Raw genomic sequence first — 22282 nt, forward strand, 5'->3', positions numbered from 1 at the left:
ACATCTTCCAAAATCCGGACAAAGGGATAGAGGGAAGATCCCTGCGAAACGGACTTGTTACACATCTATCGGCGACGGGTGTCCGCATTCCGGACGCACGGGAGGCAAAAACCAGTTGCGGCTACCGTGGCCGCTGTGCGGGGTGCGACTTGGCATGTCCACCAATATCAATGGACCACGCCCACACGGTCGTTCACCGACACCGCACGTGCAGTGCGCACACTGCACACACATCCGAGGCTAGTACCGAACAGCCCCTTGAGGGCGGTTCCGTACGCGATCAAAGGGTTATCCCTATGTCCCCTCGGAGTAAAAACTGTGTTCAACAAGTGAGCCAGGCCCCGCGCCGCGGGGACCTGGCTCGCTCGTTACGGGGTGGGTCAGCCGTGCTTGGCGCGGCTCGCGGTACGGGCGCGCTCACGGGCGTCCAGGACCACCTTGCGGATGCGGACGGCCTCCGGGGTCACCTCGACGCACTCGTCGTCACGGCAGAACTCCAGCGACTGCTCCAGGGAGAGCTTGCGCGGCGGCACGATGGCCTCGAACGAGTCGGCCGAGGACGACCGCATGTTCGTGAGCTTCTTCTCCTTGGTGATGTTGACGTCCATGTCGTCGGAGCGGGAGTTCTCGCCGACGATCATGCCCTCGTACACCTCGGTGCCGGGGTCCGTGAACAGCACGCCGCGCTCCTGGAGGTTCGTCATCGCGAAGGCCGTGACGGAACCGGCGCGGTCGGCGACGAGCGAGCCGTTGTTACGGGTCTGGAGGGCGCCGAACCAGGGCTCGTGGCCCTCGTGGATGGAGTGCCCGATACCCGTGCCGCGGGTCTGCGTCAGAAACTCGGTACGGAAGCCGATGAGACCGCGGGACGGCACCACGAACTCCATGCGGACCCAGCCCGAGCCGTGGTTGGACATGTTGTCCATCCGGCCCTTGCGGACGCCCATGAGCTGCGTGACCGCGCCCATGTGCTCCTCGGGCACGTCGATCGTCATGCGCTCGACCGGCTCGTACGTCTTGCCGTCGACCTCCTTCGTGACGACCTGCGGCTTGCCGATGGTCAGCTCGAAGCCCTCACGGCGCATCTGCTCGACCAGGATGGCGAGCGCCAGCTCACCACGGCCCTGGACCTCCCAGGCGTCCGGACGCTCGGTGTCGAGCACCCGGAGGGAGACGTTGCCGATCAGCTCGCGGTCGAGGCGGTCCTTGACCTGGCGGGCGGTGACCTTGCGGTCCTTGACGGCGGCCTTGTTGTCGGCGCCCTTGCCGGTGCCGCCCCGGCCGACCAGCGGCGAGGTGTTCGTACCGATGACCATCGAGATCGCCGGCTCGTCGACCGTGATCAGCGGCAGCGGGATCGGGTTCTCGGTGTCGGCGAGGGTCTCACCGATCATGATGTCCGAGATACCGGCGACGGCGCAGATGTCGCCCGGGCCGGCCATCTCGGCGGGCTTGCGGGTGAGCGCCTCGGTCATCAGCAGCTCGGTGATCCGCACGTTCGACATCGTGCCGTCACGCTTGATCCAGGTGACCGTCTGGCCCTTGCGCAGCTCGCCCTGCTCGACGCGGAGCAGCGCGATACGGCCGAGGAAGTTGTCGGCGTCCAGGTTGGTGACGTGCGCCTGGAGCGGGGCCGCCTCGTCGTACTCCGGGGCCGGGACGTGGGAGAGGATCGTGGAGAAGAACGGCTCCAGGCTGTCGCTGTCGGCCGGGACGGTGCCGTCCTCCGGCTTGGTGAGCGAGGCCACGCCGTCCCGCGCGCACGCGTAGACGATCGGGAACTCGATCTGGTCCTCGTCGGCGTCCAGGTCGAGGAAGAGGTCGTAGGTCTCGTTGACGACCTCGTCGATGCGCGAGTCCGGGCGGTCCGTCTTGTTGATGCACAGGATGACGGGCAGGCGCTGCTGGAGCGCCTTGCGGAGCACGAAACGGGTCTGCGGCAGCGGGCCCTCGGAGGCGTCGACGAGCAGCACCACCGCGTCCACCATCGACAGACCTCGCTCGACCTCGCCACCGAAGTCGGCGTGGCCCGGGGTGTCGATGATGTTGATGGTGATGACGTCGCCGCCATCCTTCGGGTGGTACTTCACGGCCGTGTTCTTGGCCAGGATCGTGATGCCCTTCTCACGCTCCAGGTCGTTCGAGTCCATCATTCGGTCGTCGAGCGACTCGGCCGCGTGCGCCGCGAAGGCACCGGCCTGCTTCAGCATGGCGTCGACGAGGGTCGTCTTGCCGTGGTCGACGTGGGCGACGATGGCGACGTTGCGGATGTCGTGGCGCGTGGCCATAAAGCGGCGTTCTCCCGGAGTGTGAGGAAGGCCCGTCGTGTACGTCTGTGCGACGCGGGCCCTGCCGGGCTTGACATGCCACGGCCTCACCCCATGGTACGGGGCCCGGAGGGTGTCGGCCTCCGCAGGGCACCCCGACCCCGTCAGGCGCTCTGCGCCGAGGGAGCCAGTTCCACCCTCAGCTCCAGTCCCAGAGCCCGGGCCAGGCGGTCCAGGACGGCGATCGTGGGCACAGTGCCACCGGCCTCGAACCGCGCCACGGCCGACTGGGTCATCCCGGCCCTGTGCCCGAGTTCCAGCTGCGACAATCCGAGATCCTGCCGCTTGGTGCGCACGGTCTCGCCCAAGGCGAATCGCAGTTGCGCGGCGGCGTACTCGTCCTCGATCTCGGGAGTCGTGCCCCGGGCCTGCCGAGCGTCGGCGAGGCTGGTTCGCGTGGTCTCCGTCACTGCTCCTCCTCGTCCGCGGTGTGCCCTTCCGCCTGGCACCGTTTCATGGCCTGACGCGCCCGCTCCACTTCGGCGAAGTCACGCATTCTCGGCTGGCGTGCGTACGGCTCACCGAGGTGGACTCCCCGCTGCTCCAAGAGGCTCCGGTTCGACGGTCCCCACGTCATAGCACCAACGCTATGACCGCAGGTGAGCCGCGGAGCGCCGAACAGCTCTGAGTCACCCGATCGTGCGAGTGACCGCCGTCCCCCGGGCAGCGGGGAACGGCGGCCGACGTGTTCTCCGGACCGAGTCCTCAGTCGCTCGCCGACGGGCTCGGCGGCCCCTGGGCGCCCTTCTTCAGGAAGCCCATGTCCTCGTAGACCGGTGTCTGGAAGCCGAAGGCTCCCGCGTTGACGACGTTCTTGCGGGCGGCGGTCAGCTGGGGGCGCTGGTAGAGGGGGATGGAGGCGGCCGCCGCCCAGATGCGGGAGTCGGCCTTGCGGATCAGTGAGCGCTCCTCGTCCGCGTCCAGGGCGGTGCTCGCCCGGTCGAAGAGCTGGTCGACCTGGTCGGTGCCGACGCGGGTGTAGTTCTGCTCGACGCTCAGCGAGCCGTCGGCCGCCGGTACCGGCTTGGCGTAGATCGGGCGGGCGTCGGTGGCCGGGAACGCGGTCGCCGGCCAGGAGTAGAGCGCGAGGTCGTAGGCGCCGGAGGCGATGTGGTCCTTGAAGTAGCTCTCGTCCGAGACCTTGACGGTCTCCGTGCGGATGCCGACCTTGCCCAGCATCTTGGTGATCCGCGCGGCGACCGTGCGCAGCGGCTCCGAGCCCGGCCCGGACGGCACCACGAACCGCAGCGACAGCGCCTTGCCGTCCTTGGCCAGCGCCCCGGCGGCGGCACCGGCCGGGGCCCGGGTGCCCTGGGGGGCGTAGGCACCGGGGGCGGCGCCCTGCCGCTGCTGCCGGTACTGGGTGCCCTCCTGCGCGAGCTGCCGGTCGTCCGTGCCGTGGCCCTTGTCGTCCTGACCGACGATGTACGCCCCCTCGGAGCCGCCCTGCGACTTCTCGTCGTCGGACCCCTCGTCCTCGGCGCCCTCCTCCTCGCCGGACGCCTCCTCCTCGCTCTTCGTACCGCCCTTCCCGCCCTTCTCCCCCTTCTTCTCCGTCTTCTCCGTCTTCTCCTTGTCCCCCTTCTCGCCCTTGGCCCCCGCCGCCTTCTCGCCCTTCTTCTCCGCCTTGACCGGTCCCCCGGCCACCCATCCGGCGTCCGTGAGCAGCGCCTGCGCCTCCGCGGTGTCCTGGCCGCCGAGCGCCCCGCTGTTGTCGGCGTACGCCTCCTGCCCGGAGAGGGCGAGATGGCTGCCGACCGGCACCGCGGGCAGCCCCAGCGGCTTCAGCACCAGCTCGGCCAGGACCTTGCGGTCCAGTGCCCGGGCCACGGCTCGCCGCACCCGTTCGTCCGCGAGCGGCCCGTCCGCGCCGTTGAGCGCGAGCTGGGTGTAGGCCGGCTCCAGGGAGCGCCGTACCTCGACGTCCTTCAGCGCCTTCTGCTGGCGCTCCCACGTCGCGATCGCCGTGCGCAGCTTCGCGCGGGCCCGTGTCTCGTGCTCGGCCGTCTCCTCGTCGGAGCCGTGCGCGAGCGCCCAGGAGCGCAGGCTCTTCGCGGCGGTGCGGCCCGCGCCGGGTCCGGCGAGGGGTCCGGCCGCCGATCCCTTCGCCGCGCCCTCGATGCGCCGCGCGTCGGCGGCGTCGATGTCGGCCAGCTCGATCGTCCCGGCGGCCAGGGCAGCGGCCCGCTCGGTGCGGGGCACGGCCTTGAGCTGGATCTCGGAGAGCTTGGCCGGCTCCCCCCACCAGCGCGGGTTGCGGGTGAGCCGGACCTGGGCCTTCTTGCGGTCGACCTTCTTCACCAGGAACGGGCCCGCCGTCACCTTCAGCGTGCGCCGGGCCCCGTCGTTGAACGAGGTGGGCGTGCCCATGACGTCCTTCGGGTACAGCGGCGAGAACAGCGACTGCCAGTCGGAGTAGGGGCGGGCGAAGGTGACCCGGACCTCCAGGTCGTTGTCGCCGCGCTCGATCTTCTCGATGCGTTCGTAGCCGGCGTTGCGCGCGGTCCAGTACGCGCTGTCCTTGCCGGACAGGGCGCGCCACTGGGCGGCGAAGTCGGCGGCGCCGATCTCCCGGCCGTCGCTCCACACCGCCTGCTGGTTCAGCTTGTACAGCACGACCTGCTTGGGCTCGGTGTCGACGACCTTCGCGGACTCCAGGTAGTCGGGGTTGCGCCGGACCCGGCCGGCCGCGTCGATCCGGTACATCGACGGCAGGACGGCCTGGGCCACCCGGGTCGTCGTGGCGTCGGCGTCCGACTGGAAGGTGTTGAAGGTCTCCGGGACCGCGTCCACCGCCCAGTGCAGCGTGCCCCCGTCGGCGACCAGGGCCCGGGCGGCCGGGGCGACGTCCTGGCGGGCCAGTGGCCGGCCGGCCTCGTCGCTGTCGCCGCAGCCGGCCAGCAGCGGCACCGCGAGCACGCCCGCCGCGAGGAAGGCGACCGAGCGCATGACCGCGCGCAGTCCGACGCCGTCGTAGGGCTTCGACATCTCTGGTACCTCCGGGGAGCCGCTTCCGGTGCGTTCTGATCACATTTGGCGGTATTTTGGAGTTGATCAGATCTACGGTCTGGTCTACGGCTCACTGAAGAGGAAAGGGTTCGCCTGCCGGGGGCGACACGGCGGCGGGGGCTCGCAGCCCCACCCGTGCGGAGCAATGCACGCCTTCCGCACCCGCCAATCGCTGCACACGCCTTCACATCGACCGGTGTGACGCGCAACACTCGCAGGCGCACAGGAACGATGAACGTTGCCGTCCAGGGCACAGCCGCCCACGGAAGCGAGGTCACGTCATGTCCGTGCACGACGACCTGACTACGGTCCAGCGCTGCCTCGACGACCTCTCCCGGTCCGTCGGCCGCCTGGAGCAGCAGCTCGGCAGCGGCGGCCTGGAGATGCGCCGCGTCCGCGCCGACGCCGACCACCTCCGGGAGAGCGTCGCGCTGCTGCGGGAGACCGCCGCGGGACCGACGGCGCCGCCGGTCCCGCAGAAGCAGCAACTCCTCACCATCCCGGACACCCCCTACGACGACTCCCTGTGGATCGACACGGACGACGAGGGACTCGGCGCCCGGGACCGGCACGCCCCCTGAGAACCCCTCCGACCCGACACCGACCGGAGTCCTGCGTTGGCCACTGGTACGGAACCTCCCGCCACGGAACCCCATCCCCCGGGCGGCGTACGCGGCGCCGGACGCGCCGCGATCGCCGCCCCTCATCTGCGGACCGACCGCTGGTGGCTGGCGCCCGCCGCCACCGCCGCCGGTCTGCTGGCGTTCATCGCCTACTCGACCTGGCGCGCCTTCGCGAACGCCGACTACTACGCGGCGCCGTACGTCTCGCCGTTCTACTCCCCCTGTCTGGCGGAGAACTGCCGGCCCATGCACGCCGGGCCCAACGCGGAGATCTTCGGCGGCTGGTGGGGCATCTCGCCCGCGATCATCATCCTGATCTTCCCGCTGGGCTTCCGCCTGACCTGCTACTACTACCGCAAGGCCTACTACCGGGGCTTCTGGGCCTCGCCCCCGGCCTGCGCGGTGGCCGAGCCGCACACCACGTACACCGGTGAGACCCGCTTCCCGCTGATCCTGCAGAACATCCACCGGTACTTCTTCTACGCCGCGATCGTCGTCGCCGGGATCCTGACCTACGACACCGTGCTCTCCTTCCGGGACGAGCACTACCGCTGGGGCCACATGGGCCTCGGGACCCTGGTCTTCCTGGTCAACATCACGCTGATCTGGGCGTACACGATCTCCTGCCACTCCTGCCGGCACATCGTGGGCGGCAAGCTCAAGCACTTCTCCCGGCATCCCGTGCGCTACCGGGCGTGGCAGTTCGTCGGCAGGCTCAACGCCCGGCACATGCAGCTCGCCTGGGCGTCGCTGGTGAGCGTGGCGGTCGCCGACTTCTACGTGTACCTGGTCGCGTCCGGTGTCTTCGACGATCCGAGGTTCTTCTAGTTGACTTCCTCCCCCGCCTAGAGGCGGGGGATTCCAGCGGTCGCCCGCTGGGGCTCCTGCTTCACCGACGACCGCCCCGTCCGGGAGGACTCCCGTTGAGGTCTTACACCGTCTCCACAGGCAGACGCCGCCAGCCCGGCGGCCAGGATGGTGCGTGCCGCGTTCACGTCGCGGTCGTGCACCGCGCCGCAGTCGTCGCACGTCCACTCGCGGACGTTCAGCGGCAGCTTCGCCGCGACCGCGCCGCAGGCCCCGCACAGCTTGCTGGACGGGAACCAGCGGTCGATCACGACGAGTTCGCGCCCGTACCAGGCGCACTTGTACTCCAGCATCGACCGGAGTTCCGTCCAGGAGGCGTCACTGATGGCGCGTGCGAGCCTGCCGTTCTTCAGCAGGTTGCGGACGGTGAGGTCCTCGATCACGACCGTTTGGTTCTCACGGACGAGTCGGGTCGACAGCTTGTGCAGGAGGTCGCGGCGCCGGTCGGCGATCCGCGCGTGGACCCTGGCGACGTGGCGCCGGGCCTTCTCCCGGTTCGCCGAGCCCTTCGCCTTGCGCGACAGCTCACGCTGCGCGCGGGCCAGGCGGGCGCGGTCACGGCGCTCGTGCCGGGGGTTGGCGATCTTCTCCCCGGTGGACAGGGTCACCAGCGAGGTGATCCCGGCGTCGATGCCGACCGCCGCATCCGTGGCGGGGGCCGGGGCAATCCTGTCCTCGCACAGCAGGGACACGAACCAGCGTCCCGCGGCGTCGCGGGACACGGTCGCCGTGGTCGGTACCGAGCCGGGCGGGAGCGGACGCGACCAGCGGATGTCCAGGGGCTGCGCCATCTTCGCCAGAGTCAGCCGCCCCTCGCGCCATGTGAAGGCGCTGCGGGTGTACTCGGCCGAAGCGCGGGACTTCTTCCGGGACTTGTAGCGCGGGTACCGCGCACGCTTGGCGAAGAAGTTCCCGAACGCCGTCTGAAGATGGCGCAGCGCCTGCTGGAGCGGGACGGAGGACACCTCGGTCAGGAAGGCCAGTTCCCCGGTCTTCTTCCACTGCGTGAGCGCCGCGGAGGACTGCACGTAGGAGACGCGGCGCTGCTCGCTGTACCAGGCCCGCGTGCGCTCCTCCAGCGCCTTGTTGTAGACGAGGCGGACGCAGCCGAACGTGCGCGACAGCTCGGCCGCCTGCTCGTCCGTGGGGTGGAAGCGGTACCTGAAAGCCCGCTTGACCTGCTGTGTCACACCTCACACCGTATCAGATTCAGTGTGAGCGACGGGAGGTCGACCGGTGACTGGTGGAAGCCGGTCCGCCCTGGCGGCGAACCGGCTCGCCCTGCCCTGCTCCGCAGGAGCTTCGTTTCTCCCCCGCAAGCGGGAGGTACCCCCACCCCGGCCTCAAGGCCGGGGCATCCACGAAGGAGAGACCCGATGAGTGGGGCGTTCTGATGTCCGTGGTCGAGCGGCAGGAGTGGGACGTCGTGGTCGTGGGCGCGGGCGGCGCGGGACTGCGCGCCGCCGTCGAGGCCCGGGAGCGCGGCGCCCGTACGGCCGTGATCTGCAAGTCCCTGTTCGGCAAGGCGCACACCGTGATGGCCGAGGGCGGTATCGCGGCGGCGATGGCCAACGCCAACGAGCACGACAGCTGGCAGGTCCACTTCCGCGACACCATGCGCGGCGGCAAGTTCCTCAACCAGTGGCGGATGGCCGAGCTGCACGCCCAGGAGGCCCCGGACCGGGTGTGGGAGCTGGAGACCTGGGGCGCCCTCTTCGACCGGACGAAGGACGGGCGGATCTCCCAGCGCAACTTCGGCGGCCATGAGTACCCGCGCCTCGCGCACGTGGGCGACCGCACCGGCCTGGAGCTGATCCGCACCCTCCAGCAGAAGATCGTCGCGCTCCAGCAGGAGGACTTCCGCGAGACCGGCGACTACGAGTCCCGGCTGAAGGTCTTCCAGGAGTGCACGGTGACCCGGGTCCTCAAGGACGGCCCGCGGGTCAGCGGGGTCTTCGCCTACGAACGGGAGACAGGCCGTTTCTTCGTCCTTCAGGCGCCGGCCGTGGTGATCGCCACCGGCGGCATCGGCAAGTCCTTCAAGGTGACGTCGAACTCGTGGGAGTACACCGGCGACGGCCACGCGCTGGCGCTGCTCGCGGGCGCGCCCCTGCTGAACATGGAGTTCGTGCAGTTCCACCCGACGGGCATGGTCTGGCCGCCGTCGGTGAAGGGCATCCTGGTCACCGAGTCGGTGCGCGGCGACGGCGGGGTGCTGCGCAACTCCGAGGGCAAGCGGTTCATGTTCGACTACGTCCCGGACGTCTTCAAGGAGAAGTACGCCGAGTCCGAGGAGGAGGGCGACCGCTGGTACGAGGACCCGGACCACAACCGGCGCCCGCCGGAACTCCTCCCGCGCGACGAGGTGGCCCGTGCCATCAACGCCGAGGTGAAGGCGGGCCGGGGCTCCCCGCACGGCGGTGTCTTCCTCGACGTCTCCACCCGGATGCCCGCCGAGACGATCAAACGGCGGCTGCCGTCGATGTACCACCAGTTCAAGGAGCTGGCCGACGTCGACATCACGGCGGAGGCCATGGAGGTCGGGCCGACCTGCCACTACGTCATGGGCGGCATCGCCGTCGACTCCGACACCGCCGCCGCACGCGGCGTACCGGGGCTGTTCGCGGCCGGTGAGGTGGCCGGCGGGATGCACGGCTCCAACCGGCTCGGCGGGAACTCCCTGTCCGACCTGCTGGTGTTCGGCCGCCGGGCCGGACTGCACGCGGCCGCGCACGCGGCGGGGACGGACGTACGGCCTCCGGTGCACGACGCGGACCTCGCGGCGGCCGAGGAGGAAGCCCTGCGGCCGTTCTCGGGCGACCCCGCCGAGAATCCGTACACCCTGCACCACGAGCTCCAGCAGGCCATGAACGACCTGGTGGGCATCATCCGCCGGCAGGGCGAGATGGAGCAGGCCCTGGAACGGCTCGCGGAGCTGCGGGTACGGGCCGCGCGCGCCGGGGTCGAGGGTCACCGCCAGTTCAACCCGGGCTGGCACCTCGCCCTGGACCTCCGGAACATGCTGCTGGTCAGCGAGTGCGTGGCCCGCGCGGCCCTGGAGCGCACCGAGTCGCGGGGCGGCCACACCCGCGAGGACCACCCGGCGATGGAACGGACCTGGCGCAACGTCAACCTGCTGTGCCGGCTCACCGACGACGCGAGCGGCGTCGGCCTCACCCGGGAGACCACCGATCCCATCCGCCCGGACCTGCTCGCCCTGTTCGAGAAGGAGGAGCTGGTCAAGTACCTCGCCGAAGAGGAGCTGTACGAGTGAGCAGCTACGAGGCCCGCTTCAAGGTGTGGCGGGGTGATGTGGGCGGCGGGGGTCTGGAGGACTTCGCGGTCGAGGTCAACGACGGCGAGGTGGTGCTGGACATCATCCACCGCCTCCAGGCCACCCAGGCCCCCGATCTGGCCGTCCGCTGGAACTGCAAGGCGGGCAAGTGCGGTTCGTGCTCCGCGGAGATCAACGGACGGCCCCGGCTGATGTGCATGACCCGGATGTCGGTGTTCGACCGGGACGAGACGATCACCGTGACCCCGCTGCGCGCCTTCCCGGTGATCCGCGACCTGGTGACCGACGTCGGCTTCAACTACCAGAAGGCGCGCGAGGTCCCGGCGTTCGTGCCGCCCGAGGGGGTCGGTCCCGGCGAGTACCGGATGTTCCAGGAGGACGTGGACCGGTCGCAGGAGTTCCGCAAGTGCATCGAGTGCTTCCTGTGCCAGGACACCTGTCATGTGGTGCGCGACCACGAGGAGAACAAGACCGCGTTCGCCGGCCCGCGCTTCCTGATGCGGGTGGCCGAGCTGGACATGCACCCGCTGGACGCGGCGGAGGAGAGCGGCCTGGACCGCAAGAAGACGGCACAGGACGAACACGGCCTCGGCTACTGCAACATCACCAAGTGCTGCACGGAGGTCTGCCCGGAGGGCATCAGGATCACCGACAACGCGCTGATCCCGCTGAAGGAACGGGCGGTCGACCGCAAGTACGACCCGCTGGTGTGGCTGGGATCGAAGATCCGGCGGCGCTGATCAGGAAGGCGTCGTCCGCGCGGACGGCGGGGGCAGGGGGCGGGCGCGCCGGGCGTACGACTGGAGCGCCAGGCCCGCCAGGTTGAGGCCCATGCCGATCAGCGGAAGGTCGCGGTGGAGGTGGTGCGTGCTGTTCAGCGGGCCGAGGAACAGGAAGGCCGTCAGACCGAACGCGCTGAGCAGCACGCCGGCCCCCCACAGCCTCGTCCGCTCCTCCACCCCGGTGAACCGCGGGGTCCGGCCGGTGGCGAGCGCCACCACGCCCAGCACCGCCATGCCCGCCACGCAGACCATGCCGATGCCCATCAGTGCCGTGAACATGCCGGTCATGATCCCAGGATCGGCGGCTCGCGCAAGAGATCCGGCTCAGTGGCCCGGGCCCGTGCGTACGCCGCCCGGTCCGTCTCCGTCTCCGGCTCCGTCTCCGTCTCCGGGTCCGTAGCCGTGCGCCCAGTGGCCTCGGTGCGCCTCCCCGTTCCCCCCTTCCGCGGTCCCCCGCCCCACCGGTCCCGCCTCGGGTGTATCCCGCTCGCGTGGCCGCATTCGCGGCCATACGCTCCGAAATGTGACGTCATCCATGCACCGAGGCAGGCGGCGGGCCAGATCGCACATACCCGTGCGGGTGGCGCACGCCGTGCTGGGCGGTGCGGCCGGGGTCGTGTGGCTGGTGCTGCCGGGGATGACGCCGGGAGACGACGCGCCCGTCGCGATCAAGGAGCCGCGGCAGGTGGTGAGCGCCGCGGCCGTGACCCGCGAGTCACCCCGGGACCGGGCAGGGAACGCGCCACCGGACTCCATGCAGTCACACATGCAGTCACACATGCAGTCACATACGGCCGAGGACGACGGGACGTCCACCACCGACCTCGTGCTTCCGCTGGTGGCGGCCGGCGCGGTGGGCGCGGTCGCGGTGTACGGCTCCATACGCCGGGTCCGGCGGACGCGCGGGCGGACGACCCCCGGCGGGGTGAGCGGGCCCCCGCCCGTGAGCACGACGCCGCAGTCCCTCGCGGAGCCGGACGCGCAGGCGTGTGCGGCACTGGTCCGCGCCGACGACCGGCTCCGCGCGGCCCGCGCCGAACTCGGTTTCGCGCGCGGACTCCTCGGCGCGGCGGCCGTCGCCCCGTTCGCGCGGGCGCTGGGCGAGGCCGAGGGCGAACTGGCCGCCGCCTTCCGGATGCGCCAGCGCTACGACGAGGGCGTACCGGCGGAGGAGGCACCCCGGCGGCACGCCCTCGCCGGGATGATCGGCCGCTGCGAGGAGGCCGGGCGTCGACTGGACGCCGTGGCGGGGGACTTCGCGCGCCTGCGCGATCCGGAGCGGGCCCTCCCCTACGCGGAGGCGCGCTTCCGCGACCTGACCGGACACACCGCCGCCGCCCAGACCCGCCTGGCCGCCCTCGCGGAGCGGTACGCCCCCACCGCGACCTCCGCCGTCACCGGCGCCGTCGAACAGGCCAAGGACCGGCTGCTGTTCGCGACGCTGCGGCTCAACCTGGCCCGCCAGGAGCTCTTCTCTGGCCGAGCGGAGGACGCGTCCCGCCAACTGCACTCCGCCGAGGCGGCGGTGGCCCAGGCGGCCGTCTTCGTCGAGGGCGTCGACCGCACGGCCGCCGAGCTGCGGGACGCCGAGGAGACCGTACCGGCGGCGCTCACCGGTGCGGAGGCCGAGCTGTCGACGGTACGGCGGCACACCGTCCGCGCGGACGAGCCGCACCCCCGCCTCCTCAACGCCGACGCCGTCCTCGCCTCCGTACGCCAGGAGGTGACGTCGGACCGGCCGTACGACCCGCTGAGCGCCCTGCGCCGGATCGTACGGGCGACCGTGCCGCTCGCCTCGGGGCGGGCCGGGGTGCTTCCGGCCGCCGCGCTCTCCGTGGCCCGCGCCTCGGCCGCCGCCGCGGACGACTTCGTCGCCACGCACCGGGGTGCGGTGGGCGCCACCGCCCGCACCCGGCTCGCGGAGGCGCGCCGTCTGCTGGCCGAGGGCGCTCCGGAGGACATCGAGCGCGCGGACGAACTGGCCCTGGAGGCACGCGACCTGGCGGAGCGTGATGTACGTCTGCACGGCAATCCGGCGTCCCCGGCACCGGCCGGACAGCCGGAGACGGACGGCTCCGCCGGGGCGGTGCTCGGCGGGATCCTCCCGGGGGAGGCGCCGGCCGAGGAGGGCGGGGAGCACTCGGCGTGGGGTTTCGGCCGGCCCTAGAGCAAGGACGTGAAAATCGGCGGTAGTTGTGGCGAAACGGTGACGACCCCGAGGCCATGTCAGCCCCCTTTTGTATGATGATCTGACTCTTGTCGCGCGTTCATCGCGAGGACGAGTCGGACACACGGGGGTGTGAGAGGCGTGATCAAGCCGGAGGAAATACCGCAGTTCACCGGCAATCTGTTCCAACTGGAGCTGGATCATGCCGCGTTGAAGAAGGACGCGGGGAACGTCCGGACCACGGGCAGTGACGTGGACGCGCAGTTCCAGGGCCTGTCGGCGTTCTACAGGGCGCCCGAGGCGGAGCAGCTGTTCGCGACGACGAAGCCGGTGAAGACGAGGGCGGACGATTTCGCGACGGACCTGGAGACGGTGTCGTCGGCGCTGTCCTCCTACGCGACGGAGATCCGCCCGCTGGTGTCGAAGCTGCGGGAGCTGAAGACGAAGGCTTCGACGTTCGTCGCGTCGGTGAAGGACGACGACGAGTGGGAGTACGACGAGGACAAGGTCGACGAGCACAATCAGCTGCGGGACGACATCACGGCGACGGTGGCGGCGTTCTGGGCGGCGGAGCGGACCTGCCACAACAAGATCACCGGGATCTGGGGCGGGACCCAGATGGTCGCCGGGGACGGCTCGGAGCGCAAGGACCAGTACGGCTTCAACGCCGAGGACCTGAAGAACGCGAAGCTTCCCTGGGGTGACCCGGTGGAGGAGAGGCACCACTGGTACGAGGTCGGCCACTGGGTGAAGTCGTTCGTGTGGGACGGCCTGATCGTGGACGGCATCTGGGGCACCATCAAGGGCCTGGGCACGCTGGTGGGCTTCGGCGGCTGGGAGGCGATGGGCCAGGCGTGGAAGGGCCTCGCGCAGCTGGCGACGGGTCTCGCGCTGGCCTCCATCCCGGGTGTGGGCACGGCGTTCTGGCTGATCCCCGACGACAAACTCCCCTCCTGGATCCGTGACTCGCGCACCGCGATGAAGGAGACGGGCAAGGCGCTGGTGGCGTGGGACGAGTGGGGCAAGAACCCCGGCCGGGCGGCCGGTGCGGTCACCTTCAACGTCCTGACGACGGTCTTCACCGGCGGCGCGGGCGGCGCGGCAGCCGGCGCGGGCAAGGCGGGCGCGGTCGCCAAGGTCCTGTCGGTCGCGGGCAAGGCGGGCCGGGTGATCGACCCGATGACGTACATCGCCAAGGGCGCGGGCGCGGGCCTGTCGAAGATCGGCGACATCGCCAAGGGGCTGAAGGGCATGGGGAACATCGAGATCCCCAAGCTCCCCGAGAACGCGATCACCCTCCCCGAGGGGACGGTCAGGCTCCCCGACGGCACGATCCACCTGCCCGAGGGCGCGGCCGTCCCGGAAGGCGTCACCAAGCTCCCGGACGGCACCTTCAAACTGCCCGAGAACACCCCGGCGATCCCCGAGGGCTCGGTCAGACTGCCCACCGACGCGGGCACCCCGGCCCGCTACTACGACCCCCACGGCAACCTCCTCGACGAGAACGGCACCGTCCTCAAGGAAGCCGCGGACGGCCCCGGCGACATCGTCGACCAGCCCGACACCCCCGCCTCGGGCTCCGACGTCCCCCGAGTCGACACCCCCACCAGGGAACCCGCCCTGGTCGGCGCCGGCACCCACACCGCCGACTCCGCCGCCCAGCACATCAACCTCGCCAACAGCCTCGACACCGACCTCGGCGACCTCGGCCGCACCACCGACAACACGCCGGCGGTCCACACAGACGACCACCTCCCCGGCAGCACCGCGGACCACCTCCCGGGCGGAGGCGTCGGCGACAACATGCCACGGAACAGCATCGACACCCCCGCCCCGGCGAACGCCGGCGACAACGCGACCCCGGCCACCTCGACCGGCGACCACGCACCCGGCGGCCACACCACGGAGACCGGCCCAGGGTCGGCGGGACACGACGTCCCGGGCCACGGCGGCCACGACCTCCCGGGCACGCCCGGCCACGACCTCCCGGGCCATACCCCGGACACCCCGCACGGCGGCGGCCCGGGTGACCTGGGCGACGACGCGACTGCGGCGGTCCACCACACCGCGCCGGAGCGTCCTGACTTCATGCGGGACGGCGACAATCCATACGGCCCGAAGGATTCGCTGACTCCCGAACAGATCAAGGAAATTCAGGTCTACCGGGCCAATCACGAGCCGGGTTACTACGAAAAGTACTACTACGACGACGGGCGTCGACTCAGGACGAACATCCCGGACGAGAGTGGTTACGCCCCGGTTCAGATGCACGTCGATCCCGTCACCGGGGTGAAGACTGCTGCTTCTGACGCACCGCCCCCCCTTCCCGAAAAGTACATCGACAGTGCCGAAGTGAGTCGTGGCCGGCACCAGGTGCTGAACGACGAGACGCTCCGGCATCTGGATGAGGCCGCGGCGCACCGGAGGAGCTCGATCGACTACTCGAGGAGCGCCGAGCGCCACAGGGACATCATCGACGGTTGGGACGACTCGCACGGGGCGCTGGACGAAGCCGGCAACGAGTACAAGTCCGCGATGAACGAACGGACCAAGGCTGCCGAGGCCTTCGGCGAGGCGGTGGCGGAGCACCAGGTGATCCCCGAGCTCTACCCCAACTCGGTCCGGGAGACTCTCCATGGTCCGGCGAACGGGAACGACCAGTTCGATCAGCTGTGGCGCCGCGAGGACGGAAGATTCGTCGTCGTCGAGGCCAAATCGACGGTCGATACCAAGCTGGGTAAGAGGGACGTGCCCTACCTTGACGGCAAGAGGGCCGCCATGCAGGGCACCAGGGAATACTTCATGGACATTATCCAGAAGATGGAGAGCAGGGGCCGGAAATATCCGAGTGAGGCACGGCTTGCCGCGGATTTGAAGATCGCTCTGGCCGAAGGCAAGGTGGACTACATTCTCGTCAAGGGCAAGGTCGACGGCGGTCTGTACGCTGGCTACGAGAAGCAGCAGTTCAACATCGGGTGACGGGAGAGTTCAGTGACAGCGAGGGTGATCCGGCACGGCAGCCCCGGCCCTGACGACGAGGCGTACGCGCAGACCTTGGGCGAGGGACTGGAACGCACAATCGCCGTCCTGGAAAGCTCGCCACGTATGTTCGACGGGGCGATGGGAGGCGCGGCAACATACCTCCACGCCCGTCTGGCGGTCGATCCCGATGCCTCCCATCTCCGCACCTGGGAAGCCACCGTCACCGCGATGCAGGTGTATTCCTCGGCATTCGCCGCCGCAGCACGGACGGAGGGTACCGTCGAGTGCCGTATCGCGGACGTGATGCGAACAATCCCGGCAACCGGTCCGCAGTACTACACGAATGCGGGAAACTGGCTCAACGCGTTCTGGCTGGCGGTCGTCTGCCGTGAACAGGCCCGCATGACCCAACTGTGCGAGATTTCGGTCGAATTTCTGCGCTCCTCAGGAGTGGACTACGACGAGTACGTTTATCACTGGATCGACGCTCTCCAGACGTACTGGTCGGAGCGTCCGGGACTGGGTGAGAAACTGCTCGCAGCGATCCGGACTTCCGAACCGGACGTCGTGCACATCGCCGACCGAGAACTGCTGGACAAGATTCTTTATCAGCCGATCAATCTCTTCCAGTTTTTCCTCCGCAAGGACCACGAAGGTTTCCGGCAGGCCCTCGTCGAGGCCTTGGAGCTCCACAAGTCGTTCTGGACGGCGTCGGAAGAACGTGAAGAGACGGTCGACGGCTACCTGGCACTGGGCCCGCTCGCCGTCGCCTGCCTCGCCTACGACGCCGGATTCCCCATCGATGTCGATTCCGACTACCTCCCCGGCGAGTTGCTCAAGCGTGCTTGGCTGGGTGAGTTCCCGACCTGACGCACGCGGTCAGAACAGACTCAGCAACGCCTCCGCCGGATCGGTCAGGCCCGTTTCGCCGTCCGGGAGGGGGAGTTCGAACCAGACCGTTTTGCCTCGGGGGGTGCGGCGGGAGCCCCAGGCCGCGCTGAGGAGGCCGACCAGTTGGAGGCCTCGGCCGCCCTCGTCCGTGTCGCGGGCGCGGCGGCGGCGCGGCTGGACCAGGCCCGCGTCCCAGACCTCGCAGACCAGGGTGCGGTCGAGCAGGAGCCGGAGCCGGATCTCGCCCTCGCCGTAGCGCAGGGCGTTGGTGACGAGTTCGCTGACCAGCAACTCCGTCGTGTCGACGAGGGGTTCGAGGTCCCAGGAGAGGAGCCGGGTGCGGGCGTACTCCCGTGCCCGGCCCACACTGCGCGGCTCACGCGGCAGGGTCCAGTCGCCGACGGAGTCGGCGGGCAGCCCCTGTACACGTGCCATCAGCAACGCGATGTCGTCCTCGCCGTGATGGGTGTCGAGGGTGTTGAGGACGTGGTCGCAGACGTCCTCCAGGGGCCGGGTGGGGTCCGTGAGGGCGCCGACGAAGGCCTGGAGGCCCTCGTCCAGGGGGTGGTCGCGGGACTCGACGAGGCCGTCCGTGTAGAGGGCTAGCAGCGCGCCCTCGGGGAGGTCGACCTCCACCTCCTCGAAGGGCTCGCCGCCGACACCGAGGGGCATGCCCGGCGGCACGTCGAGCATCAGCGCCGGTTCGCCGGGTTCGACGAGGACCGGCGGGAGGTGACCCGCGTTGGCGAAGGTGCAGCGGCGGGTGACGGAGTCGTAGACGGCGTACACGCAGGTCGCGAGGTACACCTCGGAGAGGTCGGCCTCGCGGGGGCGGCGGGCGGCCCGGGTGGCCTGCTGGACGCCACCGGGGGTGCCGAGTCCGCGCGCGATCTCGTCCAGCGCGGAGAGGACCTCGGCGGGTTCGAGGTCGAGCAGGGCCAGGGTGCGGACCGCGGTGCGCAGTTCGCCCATCGCGACCGCCGCGCGCAGGCCGCGGCCCATGACGTCGCCGACGACCAGGGCGGTGCGGTGGCCGGGGAGTTCGATGACGTCGAACCAGTCGCCGCCGACCTCGCTGGGCCGGCCCGTGGAGACGTTGCCCGGGAGGTAGCGGCAGGCGATGTCGAGGCCGGAGGCGACCGGGTCGCCGGGGGGCAGCAGGGACCGTTGCAGTATCAACGCCCGCTCGTGCTCACGCCGGTAGAGGCGGGCGTTGTCGATACAGACGGCGGCCCGTGCCGCCAGTTCCCAGGCCAGGTCGCGGTCCCGGTCCCCGAACGGCTCGCTGCCCTTCGTACGGGAGAACTGCGCGAGGCCCACCACGGTGTCGTGGGCGACCATCGGGATGGCCAGCGTGGACTGGACGAGACCGCCCTCCTCGCCGGGGATGCTCTGCGGACGGGCCGTGCGCAGGGCGTCCGCGCACGGGGAGTTGAAGGGGAAGTGGTGGACCGCGCCGACCGCGACGGGCGCACCGGTGGCCGAGTACGGGGCGTCGGAGACGGCGGAGGAGAAGGCGACCCGGCGCAGTTCGGCGCTGCCGTCGGCGAGGCCGGGCGGGGTCTCGTCGCCGGCCAGGAGGCCCTGGTAGAGGTCGACGGTGGCGAGGTCGCAGAACCCGGGCACGACGACATCGAGGAGTTCGCGCGCGGTGGTCTCCAGGTCGAGGGAGTTCCCTATGCGGGCGCCCGCCTCGTTCAGCAGGGCGAGATTGCGCCGTGCGGCGGCGGCCTCGCGGGCGGCGGCGCGGCGGGCGGTGATGTCGATTCCGAGCCAGGCGATGCCGATGGGGCGGCCGGTGCCGCTGTGCACGCGGTAGAGGTTGATGGACCAGTGCCGGCGTTCCTCGGAGCCCGGGACGAAGCCGGTGACGTGCATGTCCGTGATGGAGTCGCCGGTCTCCAGGACCCGGCGCAGGGTGGCGCTGACCCGCTCGGCCTCGGGCCGGGGCAGGTAGTCGTGGACGCCCTTGCCGCGGTGGTCGTCGGGGCTGCCGCCGAAGACGGAGGCGAACCGCTGGTTGGCGCGGCGGACCCGCAGGTCGGCGTCGATCAGCAGGAAGCCGAAGGGGGATTGGCCGAAAATGGCCTGCGAGGCGGCGAGGTCGGTCTCGATGCTCCGCAGGGTGCGGACGTCGACGACGATGCACACGGCGGCCTTGTCGCCGTCGAGGCCGCGGGTCGGCATGACGTACACCTCGGCGAGCCCGCGCTCGCCGCGTCCGCCGCCGGGCACGGGGTCCGGCATCCGGAAGGGGACCACTCCGGTCCACTCCCGGCCGTCGAGGATCTCGGCCATCTTGCGTTCGCCGCGCTCGCGCAGGTCCGGGTCGATGAACGCCTCGATGGGGTCCATGCCGACGGCCCGGTCGGCGGAGATGCCGAAGATCTGTTCGGCGCGCAGGCTCCACTGGTCGACGAGCCCGTCGGGGCCGATGGAGAAGGACGCGACCTTGATGTAGTCGTAGATGGAGCCGGGCGGGCTGCTCTGCCACACGGCCTCCCCCGATGCCGTCCCGGCGTCCCTGAGTCCGTCGTGGGCGCGTTCCGCAGCCGGGGAGGCGTCCGAAGCGAACGCCCCTGCGGCCCTGGCCCTCACGCCGCCCGACGGGTCCTCGGACCCCGTGGCCTTCGCTGGTATCTCGCTCACGCGAACCGTCCCCTCCAGCTCACCGCGCCCGGCACCGGTCACCGGCGGCGGCTGCCCGCAGTATCCAGCACTACGGCGCCGCACGACACGGTGTTCACGATCACAGCACGGTCCAGGCTTTTTTTGGACCGTTCCGCGACAACACACCCAGTCTTCTAACCAGCGGGCACGCGGTCGAACCACACCTTTCCGGGACGGTCGACGACGGGCGCCGGACGCGTGACACCGGACGAGCGGCACCGGACGAGCGGCACGCGACGAGTGACGGCCCGGCCCCGCCGTGCATCCGGTCAATCCGGCACCGCGAGTTCGAACCAGACCGTCTTCCCGTTCTCGCCCGGCCGGGTTCCCCAGCGCCGGGAGGAGGAGGCCACCAGCTGCAGTCCGCGGCCGCTCTCGTCCTCGGGCCGGGCGGCGCGTTCGCGGGGCGGGTCGGGCAGCGGGTCGGAGACCTCGACCAGCAGGACGTCGTCGAGGCCGGCCGGGCGGATCAGGCGGACGCCGATGGGACCGGTGGCGTGCCGCAGGGCGTTGGTCACCAGTTCGCTGACCAGCAGGGCGGTGATGTCGCCGAGACTGTCGAGGCCCCATCCGTGCAGCCGGCCCCGGACGACGCGGCGGGCGGTGGCCACCGCGCCGGGGTCCGCCGGGAACGTCCACTCTGCGCAGCCGTCTTCGGTGTCGACCACACCGATCACTTCCCGGACCAGCGAGGGAACCCATGTCCGGTTTCATGGGGTTAATAGGGGCATACCCGATATACGTGGGCCACTATCGCCCGTCCGTCCAGGGAAGGCCGTCGTCAGCGGGGCCGGGTGGCGTGCCCGAGCCGGGTGAGGGTCTCCCGTACGGCGGGGACGTCCTGGTCCAGCCAGGGCACGTCCCAGATCTCGTCGGGGGTGAGCCAGCGCACCTCGTCGTGGTCCTGGAGAGGTGCGGGGGCGGCGGAGCCGGGGCGCAGCCGGGCCGTCCACACCTGGAGCACGTAGGGCGCCCTGAGCGGCCATTCACCGGGAACGCGCTCCACGGCCTCGGTGTCGACGCCCAGTTCCTCGCGCAGTTCGCGTACGAGGGCGGCCTCGGGCCGCTCGCCGGGCTCGACCTTGCCGCCGGGCAGCTCCCAGCGGCCGGCCAGCTCGGGGGGTGCGCTGCGGCGCGCGGCGAGCAGCCGGCCCGCGTCGAGGAGGGCGGCTCCGACCACCACGGTCCGTTCGGTCATGCGCCGGAGCCTACGGGACGCCGGTCCTGGTCAGTTCCGGCTGCCGTCCCCGCTCGAGGCCTGGCTCTGGCCGATGCGCTCGACCCAGTAGAGCTGCTTGTGGCCGCGGTCGTCGAGGCTGTCCGCGATCTTCTGGGCCTCCGCCCGGGTGGCGTACCGGCCCACGCGGTAGCGATTGCCGTTGTCGTCCTGCCGTATGACGAGCCAGGGCAGAGAGATGGTGCCCTCGTTCATCGCGCCCCTCCGCTTCCCCGGCACGGCCCGCCCCGCGCCCCGCCCTCTAAGGAAACCGCAATCCGCATATGCCCGAGCGTACGCCTTACCTTTACACAGCGAACACGGCTTTGCACAAAGAGGTACGCAACCAGCCAAGACGCAGGGGGCGCACGAGACCGAACGCGCCGTGCGGGCGCGCTGACGCGTCCGGTCGGCGGCAGGTCGGGGATATATGGGGCGACCTGCGAGAACGACCGGAAACGACCGGATACCGACGGCGTGCGGGCGCGCCGTGTGCGGGCGTTTTCCGGGGGCAACTGCCGGAAGGGTGTGCGCCGCCCGCCGCGATGCACTACCGCAAGGCGCAAGGACGACCGGGGGGAGGCGGCGCTATCTGACGGGCAGGTGGTACGCGACGCGGTAGCGGTCGGCGGGGATGACCACGTCGGCCGTCTCCACCGGGCGGCCCGAGGCGTAGTACGTGCGCTGGACGACCAGGACGACATGGCCGGGGACACCGCCGAGCGCGAGGAGTTCCTCGGCGAGGCCGGGGCGGGCGCCCACCTCCTCCGTCACGTTGTCCACGATGACGTCGATGGCGCGCATCCGCTCGACCACGCCCATGCCGCCGAGCGGACCCTCCTCGGGCAGCATGACGGGCGTCCGGCCGGTGACGGCGAGGGGTTCCCAGGAGGTGGAGAGCATCATCGTCTCGCCGGCCTCCCGGAAGACGTACTTCGTGCACATCACGCGGTCGCCGGCCTTGATGCCCAGCCGCTCGGCGACCGCCCCGCTCGCCTCGGACTGCCGGCTGCTGGACTCCCAGGTCCCGCGGGCGTGCGCCTCGGCCTGCTCCTGGCGGAAGGGTGTGGCCCCGCTCGGGGGCCGGTAGCCGGAGCGGGCGATACGACGGGGCACCGGCCGCTCGCGGACGTACGTGCCGGATCCGGAGCGGCCCTCGACCAGGCCTTCGGCCATCAGGACCTTGCGGGCCTCCAGGGCGACGGTGTCCGAGACGCCGTACTCCTCGCGGATTCTCGCCTGGGACGGCAGCCTGGTGTGCGGTGGCAGCGAGCCGTCCACGATCTTCTTGCGGAGATCGCCCGCGACACGCAGGTACGCCGGCTGCTCACCGAATGTCACTGGCCGCTCCCATCAGGTTGTACAGACAGCTACAGCGTGGCAACCGTGGGTTCGACCATGCAAGCAAAGGCCAGAGAATCACTCGATGTGATGACATGTGCCCCGGGAACGC

17 protein-coding genes are annotated in these 22282 nt (G+C 70.6%); 7 read left to right on the plus strand and 10 right to left on the minus strand.

Features of this window, described 5'->3' with window-relative positions; genetic code table 11:
- Positions 1-380: 380 nt before the first annotated feature.
- From typA to U5640_RS15565, 3 genes are all read right to left on the minus strand, one after another.
- A complete protein-coding gene (gene typA, locus U5640_RS15555) occupies positions 381-2288 on the minus strand; it encodes a translational GTPase TypA (protein ID WP_340376389.1) in 1908 nt (635 codons plus the stop codon).
- A gap of 143 nt (positions 2289-2431) precedes the next feature.
- Complete coding sequence (locus U5640_RS15560; protein ID WP_340376390.1) at positions 2432-2737, minus strand: helix-turn-helix transcriptional regulator; 306 nt, start codon at positions 2735-2737, stop codon at positions 2432-2434.
- A 295-nt stretch (positions 2738-3032) separates the two neighbouring features.
- Complete coding sequence (locus U5640_RS15565; protein WP_340376391.1) at positions 3033-5315, minus strand: ABC transporter family substrate-binding protein; 2283 nt, start codon at positions 5313-5315, stop codon at positions 3033-3035.
- A 302-nt stretch (positions 5316-5617) separates the two neighbouring features.
- Between U5640_RS15565 and U5640_RS15570 the strand changes: the two genes are divergently transcribed.
- On the plus strand, positions 5618-5917 hold the full coding sequence (locus U5640_RS15570) for a hypothetical protein (RefSeq protein WP_340376392.1): 300 nt from the start codon (positions 5618-5620) through the stop codon (positions 5915-5917).
- A gap of 36 nt (positions 5918-5953) precedes the next feature.
- Positions 5954-6787, plus strand: coding sequence for a hypothetical protein (locus U5640_RS15575; RefSeq protein WP_340376393.1), 834 nt, complete (start codon positions 5954-5956; stop codon positions 6785-6787).
- A 17-nt stretch (positions 6788-6804) separates the two neighbouring features.
- Here the strand turns inward: U5640_RS15575 and U5640_RS15580 are convergent, their stop codons facing one another.
- The gene (locus U5640_RS15580) at positions 6805-8016 is read right to left on the minus strand and encodes an RNA-guided endonuclease TnpB family protein (RefSeq protein WP_340376394.1); all 1212 of its coding nucleotides are present in this window, start codon (positions 8014-8016) and stop codon (positions 6805-6807) included.
- A 203-nt stretch (positions 8017-8219) separates the two neighbouring features.
- On the opposite strand from U5640_RS15580, the gene U5640_RS15585 reads away from it, so the two are divergent.
- Together U5640_RS15585 and U5640_RS15590 are read left to right on the plus strand one after the other, a co-directional pair.
- Entirely contained in the window at positions 8220-10100 is a 1881-nt protein-coding gene (locus tag U5640_RS15585) for a fumarate reductase/succinate dehydrogenase flavoprotein subunit (protein ID WP_340376395.1), read from the plus strand.
- A complete protein-coding gene (locus tag U5640_RS15590; RefSeq protein ID WP_340376396.1) occupies positions 10097-10861 on the plus strand; it encodes a succinate dehydrogenase/fumarate reductase iron-sulfur subunit in 765 nt (254 codons plus the stop codon). The genes U5640_RS15585 and U5640_RS15590 overlap by 4 nt, the downstream gene beginning before the upstream one ends.
- Here the strand turns inward: U5640_RS15590 and U5640_RS15595 are convergent, their stop codons facing one another.
- Positions 10862-11191, minus strand: a complete 330-nt coding sequence (locus U5640_RS15595) for a hypothetical protein (protein ID WP_340376397.1) — start codon at positions 11189-11191, stop codon at positions 10862-10864.
- Positions 11192-11483: 292 nt separating this feature from the next.
- Between U5640_RS15595 and U5640_RS15600 the strand changes: the two genes are divergently transcribed.
- From U5640_RS15600 to U5640_RS15610, 3 genes are all read left to right on the plus strand, one after another.
- On the plus strand, positions 11484-13070 hold the full coding sequence (locus tag U5640_RS15600) for a hypothetical protein (RefSeq protein ID WP_340376398.1): 1587 nt from the start codon (positions 11484-11486) through the stop codon (positions 13068-13070).
- A 141-nt stretch (positions 13071-13211) separates the two neighbouring features.
- Complete coding sequence (locus U5640_RS15605) at positions 13212-16049, plus strand: hypothetical protein (protein WP_340376399.1); 2838 nt, start codon at positions 13212-13214, stop codon at positions 16047-16049.
- 12 nt (positions 16050-16061) lie between these two features.
- Complete coding sequence (locus tag U5640_RS15610) at positions 16062-16922, plus strand: immunity 49 family protein (RefSeq protein WP_340376400.1); 861 nt, start codon at positions 16062-16064, stop codon at positions 16920-16922.
- A 9-nt stretch (positions 16923-16931) separates the two neighbouring features.
- Here the strand turns inward: U5640_RS15610 and U5640_RS15615 are convergent, their stop codons facing one another.
- From U5640_RS15615 to U5640_RS15635, 5 genes are all read right to left on the minus strand, one after another.
- A complete protein-coding gene (locus U5640_RS15615) occupies positions 16932-19592 on the minus strand; it encodes a SpoIIE family protein phosphatase (RefSeq protein WP_340376401.1) in 2661 nt (886 codons plus the stop codon).
- Between the two features lie 290 nt (positions 19593-19882).
- The gene (locus U5640_RS15620; RefSeq protein ID WP_340376402.1) at positions 19883-20290 is read right to left on the minus strand and encodes an ATP-binding protein; all 408 of its coding nucleotides are present in this window, start codon (positions 20288-20290) and stop codon (positions 19883-19885) included.
- A gap of 104 nt (positions 20291-20394) precedes the next feature.
- On the minus strand, positions 20395-20811 hold the full coding sequence (locus U5640_RS15625; protein ID WP_340376403.1) for a (deoxy)nucleoside triphosphate pyrophosphohydrolase: 417 nt from the start codon (positions 20809-20811) through the stop codon (positions 20395-20397).
- Between the two features lie 30 nt (positions 20812-20841).
- Positions 20842-21045, minus strand: a complete 204-nt coding sequence (locus U5640_RS15630; protein ID WP_340376404.1) for an SPOR domain-containing protein — start codon at positions 21043-21045, stop codon at positions 20842-20844.
- A 372-nt stretch (positions 21046-21417) separates the two neighbouring features.
- On the minus strand, positions 21418-22170 hold the full coding sequence (locus U5640_RS15635) for a GntR family transcriptional regulator (protein ID WP_340376405.1): 753 nt from the start codon (positions 22168-22170) through the stop codon (positions 21418-21420).
- Positions 22171-22282 lie beyond the last annotated feature (112 nt).

Origin of the sequence: Streptomyces sp. SS7, assembly GCF_037993025.1 — a bacterium.
Lineage (GTDB): Bacteria > Actinomycetota > Actinomycetes > Streptomycetales > Streptomycetaceae > Streptomyces.